Here is a 13705-nt window from a genome sequence, read left to right on the forward strand (position 1 = left end):
GGGCCCCTCCGACAGGTGGCTACTTCGCCGCGGCCGCGTCCGCCGCCCGCGCCTTGAGCGCACGCTCGACGCCCGCGCGGCTCTCGGTCACCAGACGCCGCAGCGCCGGCGCCGGGTTGTGCTCGGCGATCCACGCGTCCGTCGCGTCCAGGGTCTCCTGCGAGACCTGGAGCGACGGGTAGAGACCGACCACGATCTGCTGGACGATCTCGTGGCTGCGGGTCTCCGAGATGCCCTTGATCGACGCGAAGTACTTCGCCGTGAACGGGGCGAGCAGCTCGCGCTGGTCGTACTGGACGAAGCCGCCGATGACGGCCTCCTGCACGGCGTTCGCCAGCTTGTCGTCCTCGACGACCGAGGCCCAGGCCTCCGCCTTCGCCGCCTCCGTCGGACGGGCCGCGCGCGCGGTGGCCGCGTGCCGCTCGCCCGCCGCCGTACGGTCGCGCTCCAGCTCGGCGGCGATCTCCGCCTCGTCGAAGCGGCCGGTGGCGGCGAGGCGCTGCACGAACGCCCAGCGCAGCTCGGTGTCGACGGCCAGACCCTCGATGACCTCGGAGCCGTCGAGCAGCCCCGCGAGCACGTCGAGCTCCGCGTCCGTACGGGCGGTCGCCGCGAAGGCACGCGCCCACGCCAGCTGGTGGTCGCTGCCGCCGTCGGCGGCGCGCAGCTGCTCCTGGGAGAAGGTGCCCCAGCGCGCGAGCCCGGTGGCCCGCCACTCCGGCGCCGCGTACAGCTCGAGGGCGGCCCTGACCTGGCCCTGCAGCGACTGGACCACGCCGATGTCCGACTCCTTGGCGACACCAGAGAGCACGAGCTCCAGGTAGTCGCGGGTGGCCAGTTCGCCGTCGCGGGTCATGTCCCAGGCCGAGGCCCAGCACAGGGCGCGCGGCAGCGACTCGGCGAAGTCGCCGAGGTGCGCGGTGACGTTCTGCAGGGACACCTCGTCGAGGCGGACCTTGGCGTACGACAGGTCGTCGTCGTTGAGGAGGACGACCGCCGGGCGGGACTTGCCCACGAGCTGCGGTACGGCGGTCAGCTCGGCGGCCTCGATGTCGAGTTCGAGGCGCTCGGTGCGGACCAGCTTGCCGGCCGCGTCGAGGTCGTAGAAGCCGATCGCGATCCGGTGCGGGCGCAGGACGGCCTCGCCCTTGGCGCCGGCGGGCAGCGCGGGGGCCTCCTGCTTGACGGCGAAGGCGGTGATGGCGCCGTTCTCGTCGGTCTCGATCTCCGGACGGAGGATGTTGATGCCGGCCGTCTCCAGCCATGCCTTCGACCAGGTCTTCAGGTCGCGGCCGGAGGTCTCCTCCAGGGCGCCGAGGAGGTCGGACAGGCGCGTGTTGCCGAAGGCGTGGGCCTGGAAGTAGGCCTGGACGCCCTTGAAGAACTCGTCCTGGCCGACGTAGGCCACGAGCTGCTTCAGGACGCTCGCGCCCTTGGCGTACGTGATCCCGTCGAAGTTGACGAGCACGTCCTCCAGGTCGTTGATCTCGGCCATGATCGGGTGCGTCGACGGCAGCTGGTCCTGGCGGTAGGCCCAGGTCTTCTCCGCGTTGGCGAAGGTCGTCCAGGCGTTGGGCCAGCGGGTGCCCGCCACCGAGGCCTGGCAGGCGACGGAGGTGTAGGTGGCGAACGACTCGTTCAGCCAGAGGTCGTTCCACCACTCCATGGTGACGAGGTCGCCGAACCACATGTGGGCGAGCTCGTGCAGGATGGTCTCGGCGCGCCGCTCGTACGCCGCGTCCGTCACCTTAGAGCGGAAGACGTACTGGTCGCGGATGGTGACCGCGCCCGCGTTCTCCATCGCGCCCGCGTTGAACTCCGGCACGAAGAGCTGGTCGTACTTCGCGAACGGGTAGTCGTACGCGAACTTCTCCTGGAACCAGTCGAAGCCCTGACGGGTCACGTCGAAGATGTGGTCCGCGTCGAGGAACTCGGCGAGCGACGGACGGCAGTAGATGCCCAGCGGGACGTTCTGCCCGTCCTTCTCGTACGAGGAGTGCACCGAGTAGTACGGGCCGACGATCAGCGCGGTGATGTACGTGGAGATCCGCGGGGTCGGCTCGAAGACCCAGAGGTCGTCCTTGGGCGCCGGGGTCGGCGAGTTGGAGATGACCTTCCAGCCCGTCGGCGCCTTCACGGTGAACTGGAAGGTCGCCTTGAGGTCGGGCTGCTCGAACGAGGCGAAGACGCGACGCGCGTCCGGCACCTCGAACTGCGTGTACAGATAGGCCTGGTCGTCGACCGGGTCGACGAAGCGGTGCAGGCCCTCACCGGTGTTGGTGTACGCGCAGTCGGCGACGACCTTCAGCTCGTTGCGGCCCGCGACCAGGTGGGCCAGCGCGATCCGCGAGTCGCGGAAGACGGCGGCGACGTCGAGCGCGTGGCCGTTCAGCACGACCTCGTGGACGGCGGGCGCGACGAGGTCGATGAAGGTCGAGGCACCGGCCTCGGCGGAATCGAAGCGGACGGTGGTGACGGACCGGTAGGTGCCGCCCTCCTGCGCACCGGAGAGGTCGAGTTCGACCTCGTACGCGTCCACGGTCAGCAGCTTCGCCCGCTGCTGCGCCTCTTCACGGGTCAGGTTTGTGCCAGGCACCCGGTCAACTCCTCGGTTTTGTGATGTTTGGCCCATCCTTCCACGGGGCGCGTCGGCAACGCACGAGACATTTCCCAGGGCGAACGCGAGACATTTCCCAGGACGAACGCCGGACGTTTTCCGGGGCGAACGCGAGAGGGCGGCCACCCGTCCCCGGATGGCCGCCCTCGTACCGCTGGGGGCGTCAGGCGCCCTTGAGCTCCGCCGCGACGAGCTCCGCGATCTGCACGGCGTTCAGCGCCGCGCCCTTGCGCAGGTTGTCGTTGGAGAGGAACAGCGCGAGACCGTTGTCGACGGTCTCGTCGACGCGGATGCGGCCCACGTACGAGGCGTCCTTGCCGGCCGCCTGGAGCGGGGTCGGGATCTCGGAGAGCACGACGCCCTCGGCGTCCTTGAGCAGCTCGTAGGCGCGCTCGACGCTGATCGGGCGCTCGAAGCGGACGTTCACCTGGAGGGAGTGGCCGGAGAAGACCGGGACGCGCACGCAGGTGCCGGAGACCTTGAGGCCGGGGATCTCCAGGATCTTGCGGGACTCGTTGCGGAGCTTCTGCTCCTCGTCGGTCTCGAAGGAGCCGTCGTCGACGAGGGAACCGGCCAGCGGGACCACGTTGAACGCGATCGGGCGCTTGTAGACGGTCGGCTCGGGGAACTCGACGGCCTCGCCGTCGAAGGCCAGCTGGTCGGCGGTCTCGGCCACGGCGCACGCCTGGTTGCGCAGCTCGGCGACACCGGCCACGCCCGAGCCGGAGACGGCCTGGTAGGTGGTGGCGATCAGCGCGGTGAGGCCGGCCTCCTGGTGGAGCGGCTTGAGGACCGGCATGGCGGCCATCGTGGTGCAGTTCGGGTTGGCGATGATGCCCTTGGGGCGGTCCTTGATCGCGTGCGCGTTGACCTCGGAGACCACCAGCGGGACCTCGGGGTCGCCGCGCCAGGCGGAGGAGTTGTCGATCACGACGGCGCCCTGGGAGGCGACCTTCTCGGCGAGGGCGCGGGAGGTGGCGCCGCCGGCGGAGAACAGGACGATGTCCAGGCCGGTGTAGTCGGCGGTGGAGGCGTCCTCGACCGTGACGCCGTCCACGACGGTGCCGGCGGAGCGGGCGGAGGCGAAGAGCCGCAGCTCGTCGAGGGGGAAGCTCCGCTCGGCCAGGATGCTGCGCATGACTGTGCCGACCTGACCGGTGGCTCCGACGATTCCGACCTTCACGGGGACTCCTCCGTACGTATGTGCAGGTTGCTGCCGGTCCATGATGCGTATGTCCCGGGTCGCCTTGTCCAATCCATTGTCCAAGGGACGGGACGAAAGAGGGTCAGCTCTCCTTGGTGCGGGCGTAGTGCCGGGAGGCCTTGGCGCGGTTGCCGCAGATCGCCATCGAGCACCAGCGGCGGGTGCCGTTCCGCGAGGTGTCGAAGAAGTGCAGGATGCACGCCTCGTGCGCGCAGGCCCGGATGCGGTCGGGGGCGGTGCGCAGCAGGTCGAGGTAGTCGCGGGCGGCGGTCCAGCCGGGACCCCAGGCCGGGTCCGTGAACTCGGGCCGCTCGCCGGGGCCGTCGGCGGTGAGCGTGGCCCGGATGCGGCCGTGGCCGAGGACGGTGTCGACGCGGGCGGTGGCCGTGGGGTCGCCGGGGTGGTCGACGAGCGCGGCGAGGGCGTCCCGGGCGGTGAGGGTGTGGCGCAGGGTGGTGGCGTCGGCGGTGAACCGCCCGTCGAGACGGTTGGCGGCGAGCCAGACGGCGAGCCCCTCGACCCCGGTGAGCAGGTCCTGTCGGGCGCCCTCGTCGTTCCAGCGGGTGTTGAGCAGATCAAGGGAGACGGGCTCGCCGACGAGCGGCCGTGGGTCGATGGCGGTCATGGCGGGAACCCTCCTCGATGAACTAACCCCTCAAGAGTACGTGAGCGGTTGACGCCCGTCGTGCCTAACCTCTAAAGTCGAATTAAGAGGTTAGCTCGGAGGGGGCTGGCCGCACCGGGAACGGACCCGTCATGACTGCGATCGGCACACTCAACACCCACCACGTCGGCCTCAACGTCACCGACCTGGACCGCTCGCTCACCTTCTACGGAGAGGTCCTCGGCTTCGAGACCCTCGGCGAGGGCAAGGAGGGCGACAGCCGCTTCGCGTTCCTCGGCCGGGACGGCCGCCTGGTCCTCACCCTCTGGCAGCAGGCCGACGAGAACTACGCCCCCGGCCGCGCGGGCCTCCACCACCTGGCCTTCGAGGCCGAATCCCTCGACCACGTCCGCGCCGCCGAGGCCGCGCTGCTCGCCCGCGGCGCGACCTTCGCGTACGAGGGCGTCGTGGCCCACCGCGAGGGCGCGGCCTCGGGCGGCATCTTCTTCCACGACCCCGACGGCACCCGCCTGGAAATCTCGGTCCCCAAGGGCGCGGAGGTGGCTGAAGCCCCCAGCGAAACCGCTCCCACCTGCGGCTTCTTCTAGGAGGACCCACAATGGGCACCCAAACCCCGCACCCCGTACCGGCCGCCTACCACCGAGGCTCCCGAGCAGTCCAGGCTCGCGTAGGCGTACAGGAGCTGGCAGAACACGTGGCCCGCTCCATCACCCCCGGCATCCGCCCCGTCGCCGCCGCCTTCCTGGAGGCCCAGCCGATGCTGATGATCGGCGCGGCGGACCCCGCGGGCCGCGTCTGGGGCAGTCTCCTCACGGGCGCGCCCGGCTTCACCCGTGCCACCGGCCCGCACACCGTCTCCGTCGCCGGCGGCATCCCCGCCGCCGACCCGCTCGCCGACGCGATCACCGCCGCCGGCACGCCCGTCGGCACCCTCGCCCTCGACCCCCGCACCCGCCGCCGCATGCGCCTCAACGGCATCGCCCGGCCCAGCGCTCGCGGCTTCACGATCGAGGCCGAACAGGTCTTCTCCAACTGCCCGAAATACCTCCAGAAGAGGGAGTGGTACGGCTCCGAGGACACCCGCCCCGGGACCGGCACCGTCCGGCACGGCGAGGAGCTCACCCCCGACCAGGTGCGCCGCGTCCGGGCGGCGGACACCTTCTTCGTGGCCACCGTCGCCCCCGACGGTGTCGACACCAGTCACCGCGGCGGCAACCCCGGCTTCGTCCGGGTCGACGCGCCCAGGGAGCTCAGCTGGCGCGACTACCCGGGCAACGCGATGTTCCTGACCCTGGGGAACCTGGAGGAGGACGGCCGCGCGGGCCTGCTCTTCCTCGACTGGGAGACCGGGACGACCCTGCAGCTCAGCGGCCTCGCCCACACCGAGTACGGCCCCGAGGGGCGGGTCACCCGCTTCCGCGTCGAGCGGACGGCCGAGATCCCGGCCGCCAGCCCCCTGCGCTGGTCACCCCCGGAATACTCCCCGGCCAACCCGACCGCGGCCTGACCACGGCCCGACCCCGAACCCACCCGGACGCGGCCCGCGCCGGGACGCCGACACCCCGAGGACCGCCCGTGACCACCACCCCGGCCCCCGACGCCACGCTGCCCACCACCGGAGCCGCACCCGCCTCCGCCCCGAACCCGGCCCCGGCCGCGACCGGAACCAGGCCCGGCCCGCCCCCGCGCCCCCGCCCCCGGATCCTTCTCCTCTCCACCGCCGGGAGCGTCGCCGCGCTTCTCCTCCTGGTCGCCGTCGGCACCGCGCTCGACCAGCCCCTGCTCATCCCGCCGCTTGCCGCGAGCATGGCCCTGGTCGCCGGCGCCCCCGATCTGCCGCTGTCCCAGCCGCGTTCGGTCGTCGGCGGCCAGCTGCTCTCCGCCCTCACCGGCTTCGCCGTCCTGGCCGTGGCCGGCCCCGGCCTCTGGGGCGCCGCCGTCGCGGGCGGCCTGGCCCTGGGCGTGATGATGACGGCCCGCACCCCGCACTCGCCCGCCGCGGCCACCGCCGTGATCGTCGCCCTCCAGTCCCCGCCGTTCTGGTTGTTTCTCGGCCTTCTCGCCCTCGCCTCCGCCCTCCTCGTCGCCGTCGGTCTCGGGGCCGCCCGCGCCACCGGCCGGACGTACCCCGCGTACTGGTTCTAACCTCGGCTCATGAAGCAGGAGTTGAGGGTGGCGGCCTACGCCGTGTGCGTACGGGACGGCGAGCTGCTCCTCGCCCGCTGGGTGGCGAGCGACGGCACCAAGCGGTGGACGCTGCCCGGCGGCGGCATGGACCACGGCGAGGAACCCGTCCAGGCCGTCGTCCGGGAGGTGGAGGAGGAGACGGGCTATCTCACCGAGCCCACCGTCCTCCTCGGCATCGACTCCATCCGCCGCTCCTGGCTGCGCCGCCTCGCGGCCCCCGGCGACTTCCAGGGCCTGCGGATCATCTACGAGGCGCAGGTCACCGGGGGTGAGCTGCGCAACGAGACCGGCGGTTCCACGGATCTCGCCGCCTGGCACCCGCTCGACTCCGTCCCCGATCTGGCCCGCGTGCGGCTCGTCGACATCGGCCTCGATCTGTGGCGCGAGCGGCCCCCGGTCGGCCGCTCCCGGCTGGCCGATCCGTCGAACGACTGAAGATCGGCCGGAAAGGGCTCAACCGGCGCAACCCCGCTCAACCGTCCCGCAGGGCCCGCGGTCCTCCCCGCCGACCGCAGTACACGCACAGCAGACACACAGGGGAGCCCGCATGTCAGCCGTACGCACGACCCGCACCGTCCTCGCCGCCGCCCTGGTCGCGGGGCTCACCGCGACGGCGCTCGCCACCCCCGCCCTCGCCGCCGCACCGGTGGAGCGGGACCACTCGGCCACTCAGCAGGCGCTCCAGGCCGCGGTCGACGCCGGCGTGCCCGGGGTCGTCGCCCAGGCGCGGGACGGGCGGGGCGCTTGGACCGGCACCGCCGGCGAACGCCGGGGGAACGACCGCTTCCGGGTCGGCTCCATCACCAAGACCTTCGTCGCCACCGTCCTCCTCCAGCTCCAGGCGGAGGGCCGGCTCGACCTCGACGACCCGGTCGAGAAGTGGCTGCCCGGTGTCGTCCGGGGCAACGGCCACGACGGCCGGAAGATCACGGTCCGTCAGCTGCTCAACCACACCAGCGGCGTCTACAGCGTCACCTCCGACCCCGGCTTCCAGGAGAAGATCTTCGGCCCCGGCTTCCTGGAGCACCGCTACGACCGCTGGACCCCGCGTCAGCTCGTCGACATCGCCATGACCCACGCGCCGGACTTCGCCCCCGGCACCGACTGGAACTACTCCAACACCAACTACGTCCTCGCCGGGATGGTCGTCGAGAAGGTCACCGGGCGTCCCTACGGCAAGGCGGTCGAGAACCGCATCATCAAGCCGCTCAAGCTCCGCGCCACGAGCGTCCCCGGCACCGACGTGCGGATGCCGAAGCCGAGCTCCCCCGCCTGGTCCACGCTCTCCGTCGACCCGGGCGCGCAGGTCCACGACGTCAGCGAGCTGAGCCCCACCATCGCCTACGCGGCCGGCGAGATGATCTCCGACTCCAACGACCTGCAGACCTTCTACCGCGCCCTGCTCAAGGGCCGGCTGCTCCCGAAGGCCGAGATGAGGGAGATGACCACCACCGTCCCGGTGTCCCCCGAACTCCCCGGCGCGGGGTACGGACTCGGGCTCATGAAGCAGAAGCTCAGCTGCGGCAAGGAGATCTGGGGTCACGGCGGTGGCATCCACGGTTCCTCCTCCGAGGCCCAGGCCACCCGCGACGGCGGGCACTCCCTCGCGATGAACTTCAACGCCGACTGGACGGGCGACGGCAACAGCGTCCTGGAGGCCGAGTTCTGCGGCGTCACCCCGAAGCGCTGACCCGTCACCGCGGCAGGACGACGACATACGCGGCGGGCTGCCGGTCGGGCGAGGCCATCAGGGCCGTACGCACCACGGTGGCCTGCTGGTCCATCGCCTCGCGCAGCTTGCGCGGGGTGAGGTGGACGACCGTGATGCCGAGCCGCTCCAGGTGCTCCCGCTTGCGGGTGTACTCGGACCAGAGCGCGTCCTTGTCCTGCCGCGGCGCCCGGGTGTCCAGCTCGACGGCGACCGCCTGGTCCGGCCAGTAGGCGTCCACCCCGCCCAGGTGCGGGCCGCCCGGCAGCCGCAGGTCCACGTTCCACAGCGGGTCCGGCAGGGCGAACTCCCGCACCATCTCGTACAGCCGCTGCTCGGAGAGCGACCGCCCCTCGGCGAGCAGCGCGTCCACCGCGTCGACCACGTGCGGCCGGGTGAGCAGCCGGGCCCGGCTCAACTCGCGTACCACCGCGCCCGGTTCGCAGTGGCCCCCGCGCACCGCCTCGGTGAGCAGCCGACGTACGGTCTCCGCGTCCGAGAGCCCCGCCACCGCGTCGGCGACGGCCCGGGCGACCGGGGCGACGGGCACGCCCGTCAGCTCCACCGGCTCGGGGGAGTCGGGGGCGCGCACCACCCGCACCCAGCCGGTGGAGCGCAGCCGCCGGGTGCGCGGGACGAGCAGGTCGATCCGGTCCAGGGCGGTGAGCGGGGGAGCGGAGGAGAAGCGGTGCAGGGTCAGCGCGGCGAGTCCGGTGATCATCGCGTCGGGGCCCTGCGGGGGTACGGCCCCGGTCCTGCGGGCGTAGAGGAGCGCCGCGTGGAGCCGGTCCTCGCTGGTGGGCGGTCCCGGCTGGAGCAGGAAGACGCCGGGAAGGAGCTGCTGCCAGCCGCCGGGCCGGCAGCGTGCGGCGACCTCGCCGGCGGGCATGCCCTGGGTCCTCAACTGGTCGGCGGACGCCAGGCGTTGTACCCGCTCGGTGGGGGAGGCGAGGGGGAGGGGGCGGGGGGTGATGGGGGTGTTGTGGTTCATGCCGGGGGTCTTCCGCTCCGGAAGGCTCCCCTAACCCCTGTTACACGTTCGTCGACAATTGGGGACAAGCCTGCCCTAAAGTACGCGCGTTCGAATGCCGATGAGGGGCGCGCCCGGATGCTCCGGAAAGCCCGAAGGGGGCCGCGGGCCGAAGCCCGCGACCCCCTTCGCGAAAAGCGTCAGGCCGCCAGGCGGTCGCAGTCCTGCGCCCGCAGTGCCCGCGCCAGGTCGTCCCGCGACTCCAGGACCAGACGGCGCAGCGCCGGCGCGGCCGACTCGTGCGCCGACAGCCAGGCGTCCGTCGCGGCCAGCGTCGACGGGTCGTCCTGGAGGCCCGGGAACAGGCCCCGGACGATGTCCATGCCGATCTGGATCGACCGCTCGGCCCACAGCCGCTCGATCACCGCGAAGTACTTCTCGGCGTACGGCGCGATCAGTTCACGCTGCGAGGGCTGGACGAAGCCCGCGATGGTCGCCTCGACCAGCGCGTTCGACAGGGTGTCCGACTCGACGACCTGCGCCCAGGCCTGTGCCTTGACGGCGGCCGAGGGCCGCGAGGCCAGCAGGCGGACCTGGTGGCGCTTGCCCGTGGCCGTGTCGTCCCGGGCCAGCTCCTCGCCGATCCGGGTCTCGTCCGCGCGACCGTGCACGGCGAGCGGCGAGAGCAGCGACCAGCGCAGCTCCTGATCGACGTCCAGCCCGTCGATCTTCGCCGTACCGTCGAGCAGCCCTTCCAGGAGCTGGAAGTCGGCGTCGGAGGAGGCCGTCGCGGCGAAGAACCGCGCCCAGGTCAGCTGGTGTTCGCTGCCCGGCTCGGCCACCCGCAGCTCGCGCAGGGCGCCCTCGGCGAGCAGCCGCCCGCCCTCCTCGCGCCACTCGGGGGCCGCGTAGTGGGTGACCGCCGAATCGGCCCAGGCGTGCACCATCTGGAGGACGCCGATGTCGGTCTCGCGGCCCGCGAAGGCGAGGACGACGGAGACGAAGTCCCGGGCGGGCATCAGCCCGTCGCGGGTCAGGTTCCACAGCGCCGACCAGCACAGGGCCCGCGCGAGGGGGTCCGTGATGTCGCCGAGGTGCGTGCGCAGGGTGGCCAGCGAGCCCTCGTCGAAGCGGACCTTGCAGTAGGTGAGGTCGTCGTCGTTGACGAGGACCAGGTCGGGCTTCTCCTCGCCCGCCAGGTCGGCGACGACGGTCCGGGCCCCGGTGATGTCGGCCTCGGCGCGCGCGTACCGGACGAGCTCCCCGCCGGAGAGCCGGTAGAGGCCGACGGCGGCGCGGTGGGGGCGCAGCTCGTCGCCCTCCTGGAGGACGGCGAGTTCGGTGATCCGGCCCTCGGCGTCGTAGGTGACGGCCGGCGTCATGGTGTTCACGCCGGAGGTCTGGAGCCAGGACTTCGCCCAGGACTTCATGTCGCGGCCCGAGGTCTCCTCCAGGATCGCGAGGAGGTCGGCGAGGCGGGTGTTCCCGAAGGCGTGGCGCTTGAAGTAGCGGCGCGCACCTTCGAGGAAGGCGTCCCGGCCCGCGTACGCGACGAGCTGCTTGAGCACCGACGCGCCCTTGGCGTACGTGATGCCGTCGAAGTTGAGCTTGGCGTCCTCCAGGTCACGGATGTCGGCCGTGATCGGGTGGGTGGACGGCAGCTGGTCGGCGCGGTACGCCCAGGCCTTGCGGTTGTTGGCGAAGGTCACCCAGCTGTTGGTGAAGCGGGTCGCCTCGGCGAGCGAGAAGGAGCCCATGAAGTCGGCGAAGGACTCCTTCAGCCACAGGTCGTCCCACCACACCATGGTCACCAGGTCGCCGAACCACATGTGGGCCATCTCGTGCAGGATGACGTTCGCCCGGCGCTCGTACGCCGCCTGCGTCACCTTGCCCCGGTAGATGTACTCCTCGCGGAAGGTCACCATGCCCGGGTTCTCCATCGCGCCGAGGTTGTACTCGGGGACGAAGGCCTGGTCGTACTTCCCGAAGGGGTACGGGTAGTCGAAGTTGTCGTGGAAGAAGTCGAAGCCCTGCTTGGTGATCAGGAAGACGTCGTCCGCGTCGAAGTGCTTCGCGAGCCCCTTGCGGCACATCGCGCCGAGCGGGATCTCCAGCTCGGTCCCGTCGTCCAGCGTCCGCGTGTACGTGTCCGTGACGTAGTGGTACGGCCCCGCCACGACACAGGTGATGTACGAGGAGATCGGCGCCGTCTCCGCGAACCGCCAGACGCCCTCGGCGTCCTGCTCGCCCACGCCGTTCGACCAGACCGTCCAGCCCTCGGGGGCGGTCACCGAGAAGCGGTACGGGGCCTTGAGGTCGGGCTGCTCGAAGTCGGCGTACACCCGTCGGGCGTCGGCCGGCTCGTACTGCGTGTAGAGGTAGACCTCGCCGTCCTCCGGGTCGACGAAGCGGTGCATGCCCTCGCCGGTCCGGCTGTAGGCGCACTGCGCGTCCACCACGAGGACGTTCTCGTCGGCGAGGCCGTCGAGGGCGATCCGGGAGCCGTCGAAGACGACCGCCGGGTCGAGGGACCGCCCGTTGAGGGTGACCGCGGTCACCGACGGGGCGATCAGGTCCACGAACGTGCTCGTGCCCTCGCCGGTGCGGCGGAAGCGGATCGTCGTCTCCGAGCGGAAGGTGCGCACCGCCTCGGCCGAGTCGCCGACCGCCGAGCGCAGGTCGAGGACGACCTCGTACCCGTCGACGGACAGCAGGGCCGCCCGCTCGTGGGCCTCGTCGCGGGACAGATTCTCACCGGGCACGGTCACTCCTTCGTGGCACGTTCGAAACAGCACCGATCTTCCCATGTGCGGCTGTCGGCCGGGACACGGGAATGCCGTCGTGCGTTCGCGGGTTCCTTCCTTTCGGCGTACCGCCTTCTACTTCGCGCCATCTTTTCCGCCGTCTTTCCCCACGGCCGCACCGAGGAGTGACATGTCCGAGAGCAGGACCATCGCCGACTTCTACTTCGACCCGCTGTGCCCCTGGGCCTGGATGACCTCCCGCTGGATGCTGGAGGTGGAGCAGGTCCGCCCGGTCGACGTGCGCTGGAAGGTGATGAGCCTGGCCGTGCTCAACGAGGACCGGCTCGACGAGGTCCCTGCCGAGTACCGGGAGATGCTGGAGACCCAGGCCTGGGGCCCCGTCCGGGTCGTCATCGCCGCCCAGCAGCTGCACGGCGACGAGGTCGTCGGCAAGCTCTACACGGCGCTCGGCACCCGCTTCCACAACAACGGCGAGGGTGCGACCCGCGAGGCGATCGAAGGCGCCCTGGCCGATGTCGGTCTGCCGCAGGACCTGGCCGCGTACGCCGACAAGGACACCTACGACGCCGAGCTGCGCGCCTCCCACACGGAGGGCATCGAGAAGGTCGGCCAGGACGTCGGCACCCCGGTCATCGCGGTCCCGGGCCCGGACGGCGACGAGGTCGCCTTCTTCGGTCCCGTGGTCACCCCGACCCCGCGCGGCGAGGCGGCGGCCCGGCTGTGGGACGGCACGCTGCTCGTGGCGTCGACGCCGGGCTTCTACGAGATCAAGCGCACCCGGACGGCGGAGCCCAGCTTCAAGTAGTCCGTGAGGCCTCCTCCGAGGCATGGAAGAACCCCCGTGATTCACGTCATCACGGGGGTTCTTCTTTCATCCGCCTGCGAGTGAAGGTTGAGAAGACGATCACGAGCAGGACGACGGGGGAGCCCTCTCAGGCCCTGATCAGAAGGAGATCAGCGGTACGGAGGCCTTGGCGGCGTGGTAGCGCTTGCTCACGTCCTGCCAGTCGACGACCTGCCACATGGCCTCGATGAAGTCGACCTTCTGGTTCTTGTACTGCAGGTAGAAGGCGTGCTCCCAGGCGTCGAAGACCAGGACCGGGACCGAGCCCTGGCCGACGTTGCCCTGGTGGTCGTAGACCTGCTCGACGATGAGCCGGCCGCTGATCGGCTCGTACGCGAGGACGCCCCAGCCGGAGCCCTGGGTGGTCGCGGAGGCCTTGGTCAGCTGGGCCTTGAACTTGGCGAAGGAGCCGAAGGACTCGGTGATCGCGTCCGCGAGGTCACCGACGCCGTCGGCGGCCAGCGGTTCGCCGCCGCCCCCGTCCTTCGGGCTGTTCATGTTGTTCCAGTAGATGGAGTGGAGGATGTGGCCGGAGAGGTGGAAGGCCAGGTTCTTCTCCAGGCCGTTGATCGCGCCCCACTGGTCCTTGTCGCGCGCCTCCTCCAGCTGCTCCAGGGTGTCGTTCGCTCCCTTGACGTACGCGGCGTGGTGCTTGTCGTGGTGCAGCTCGATGATCTGCGGATTGATCACCGGTTCCAGCGCCGCGTAGTCGTACGGCAGCTCCGGAAGTGTGTAGATCGCCATTGCCGAGCCCTTCGCCTGACCTCTTATTGCAACCTATATGC

Annotated in this window: 12 protein-coding genes; 6 read left to right on the plus strand and 6 right to left on the minus strand. The window is 71.2% G+C overall.

The annotated features are described in order from the left end of the window. Positions 1-19: 19 nt before the first annotated feature. The 3 genes from pepN (OG259_RS27190) to OG259_RS27200 all read right to left on the minus strand — a co-directional run bounded on the left by pepN (OG259_RS27190) (position 20) and on the right by OG259_RS27200 (position 4446). A complete protein-coding gene (gene pepN, locus OG259_RS27190) occupies positions 20-2596 on the minus strand; it encodes an aminopeptidase N (RefSeq protein WP_328944639.1) in 2577 nt (858 codons plus the stop codon). Positions 2597-2780: 184 nt separating this feature from the next. Further along, complete coding sequence (locus OG259_RS27195; protein WP_328944640.1) at positions 2781-3800, minus strand: aspartate-semialdehyde dehydrogenase; 1020 nt, start codon at positions 3798-3800, stop codon at positions 2781-2783. A gap of 103 nt (positions 3801-3903) precedes the next feature. Continuing rightward, positions 3904-4446, minus strand: coding sequence for a CGNR zinc finger domain-containing protein (locus OG259_RS27200; protein WP_328944641.1), 543 nt, complete (start codon positions 4444-4446; stop codon positions 3904-3906). Between the two features lie 131 nt (positions 4447-4577). On the opposite strand from OG259_RS27200, the gene OG259_RS27205 reads away from it, so the two are divergent. From OG259_RS27205 to OG259_RS27225, 5 genes are all read left to right on the plus strand, one after another. Further along, on the plus strand, positions 4578-5033 hold the full coding sequence (locus tag OG259_RS27205; protein ID WP_328944642.1) for a VOC family protein: 456 nt from the start codon (positions 4578-4580) through the stop codon (positions 5031-5033). A gap of 11 nt (positions 5034-5044) precedes the next feature. Beyond that, positions 5045-5953 (plus strand): pyridoxamine 5'-phosphate oxidase family protein, encoded by a 909-nt coding sequence (locus tag OG259_RS27210; protein ID WP_328944643.1) that lies wholly within the window; start codon positions 5045-5047, stop codon positions 5951-5953. Positions 5954-6021: 68 nt separating this feature from the next. Beyond that, positions 6022-6591 (plus strand): HPP family protein, encoded by a 570-nt coding sequence (locus OG259_RS27215; RefSeq protein WP_328944644.1) that lies wholly within the window; start codon positions 6022-6024, stop codon positions 6589-6591. A gap of 9 nt (positions 6592-6600) precedes the next feature. After that, positions 6601-7068, plus strand: a complete 468-nt coding sequence (locus tag OG259_RS27220; RefSeq protein WP_328944645.1) for an NUDIX hydrolase — start codon at positions 6601-6603, stop codon at positions 7066-7068. 112 nt (positions 7069-7180) lie between these two features. Then, positions 7181-8323 carry a serine hydrolase domain-containing protein gene (locus OG259_RS27225; RefSeq protein WP_328944646.1) on the plus strand — a complete coding sequence of 381 codons (1143 nt, stop codon included), beginning with the start codon at positions 7181-7183 and terminating at the stop codon, positions 8321-8323. A 4-nt stretch (positions 8324-8327) separates the two neighbouring features. On the opposite strand, the gene OG259_RS27230 is transcribed toward OG259_RS27225, so the two are convergent. Together OG259_RS27230 and pepN (OG259_RS27235) are read right to left on the minus strand one after the other, a co-directional pair. Continuing rightward, positions 8328-9332, minus strand: coding sequence for a hypothetical protein (locus OG259_RS27230; RefSeq protein ID WP_328944647.1), 1005 nt, complete (start codon positions 9330-9332; stop codon positions 8328-8330). 179 nt (positions 9333-9511) lie between these two features. Beyond that, positions 9512-12073 carry an aminopeptidase N gene (pepN, locus tag OG259_RS27235; RefSeq protein ID WP_328944648.1) on the minus strand — a complete coding sequence of 854 codons (2562 nt, stop codon included), beginning with the start codon at positions 12071-12073 and terminating at the stop codon, positions 9512-9514. A gap of 172 nt (positions 12074-12245) precedes the next feature. On the opposite strand from pepN (OG259_RS27235), the gene OG259_RS27240 reads away from it, so the two are divergent. Continuing rightward, positions 12246-12881: a DsbA family protein gene (locus OG259_RS27240; RefSeq protein ID WP_328944649.1), complete on the plus strand. Its 636-nt coding sequence runs from the start codon at positions 12246-12248 to the stop codon at positions 12879-12881. 138 nt (positions 12882-13019) lie between these two features. Here OG259_RS27240 and OG259_RS27245 read toward each other — a convergent pair whose 3' ends face one another. Beyond that, the gene (locus tag OG259_RS27245) at positions 13020-13664 is read right to left on the minus strand and encodes a superoxide dismutase (protein ID WP_266891910.1); all 645 of its coding nucleotides are present in this window, start codon (positions 13662-13664) and stop codon (positions 13020-13022) included. Between the last annotated feature and the right edge of the window lie 41 nt (positions 13665-13705).

Source organism: Streptomyces sp. NBC_00250 (assembly GCF_036192275.1).
In the GTDB taxonomy this organism is placed as follows: domain Bacteria; phylum Actinomycetota; class Actinomycetes; order Streptomycetales; family Streptomycetaceae; genus Streptomyces.

What these genes read in the sequence shown, in the direction of transcription:
- OG259_RS27245 (WP_266891910.1), bottom strand. Translation starts at nt 13,664, where the DNA reads ATGGCGATCTACACACTTCCGGAGCTGCCGTACGACTACGCGGCGCTG.
- OG259_RS27240 (WP_328944649.1), top strand. Translation starts at nt 12,246, where the DNA reads ATGTCCGAGAGCAGGACCATCGCCGACTTCTACTTCGACCCGCTGTGC.
- OG259_RS27230 (WP_328944647.1), bottom strand. Translation starts at nt 9,332, where the DNA reads ATGAACCACAACACCCCCATCACCCCCCGCCCCCTCCCCCTCGCCTCC.
- OG259_RS27205 (WP_328944642.1), top strand. Translation starts at nt 4,578, where the DNA reads ATGACTGCGATCGGCACACTCAACACCCACCACGTCGGCCTCAACGTC.
- OG259_RS27200 (WP_328944641.1), bottom strand. Translation starts at nt 4,446, where the DNA reads ATGACCGCCATCGACCCACGGCCGCTCGTCGGCGAGCCCGTCTCCCTT.
- OG259_RS27220 (WP_328944645.1), top strand. Translation starts at nt 6,601, where the DNA reads ATGAAGCAGGAGTTGAGGGTGGCGGCCTACGCCGTGTGCGTACGGGAC.
- OG259_RS27225 (WP_328944646.1), top strand. Translation starts at nt 7,181, where the DNA reads ATGTCAGCCGTACGCACGACCCGCACCGTCCTCGCCGCCGCCCTGGTC.
- OG259_RS27210 (WP_328944643.1), top strand. Translation starts at nt 5,045, where the DNA reads ATGGGCACCCAAACCCCGCACCCCGTACCGGCCGCCTACCACCGAGGC.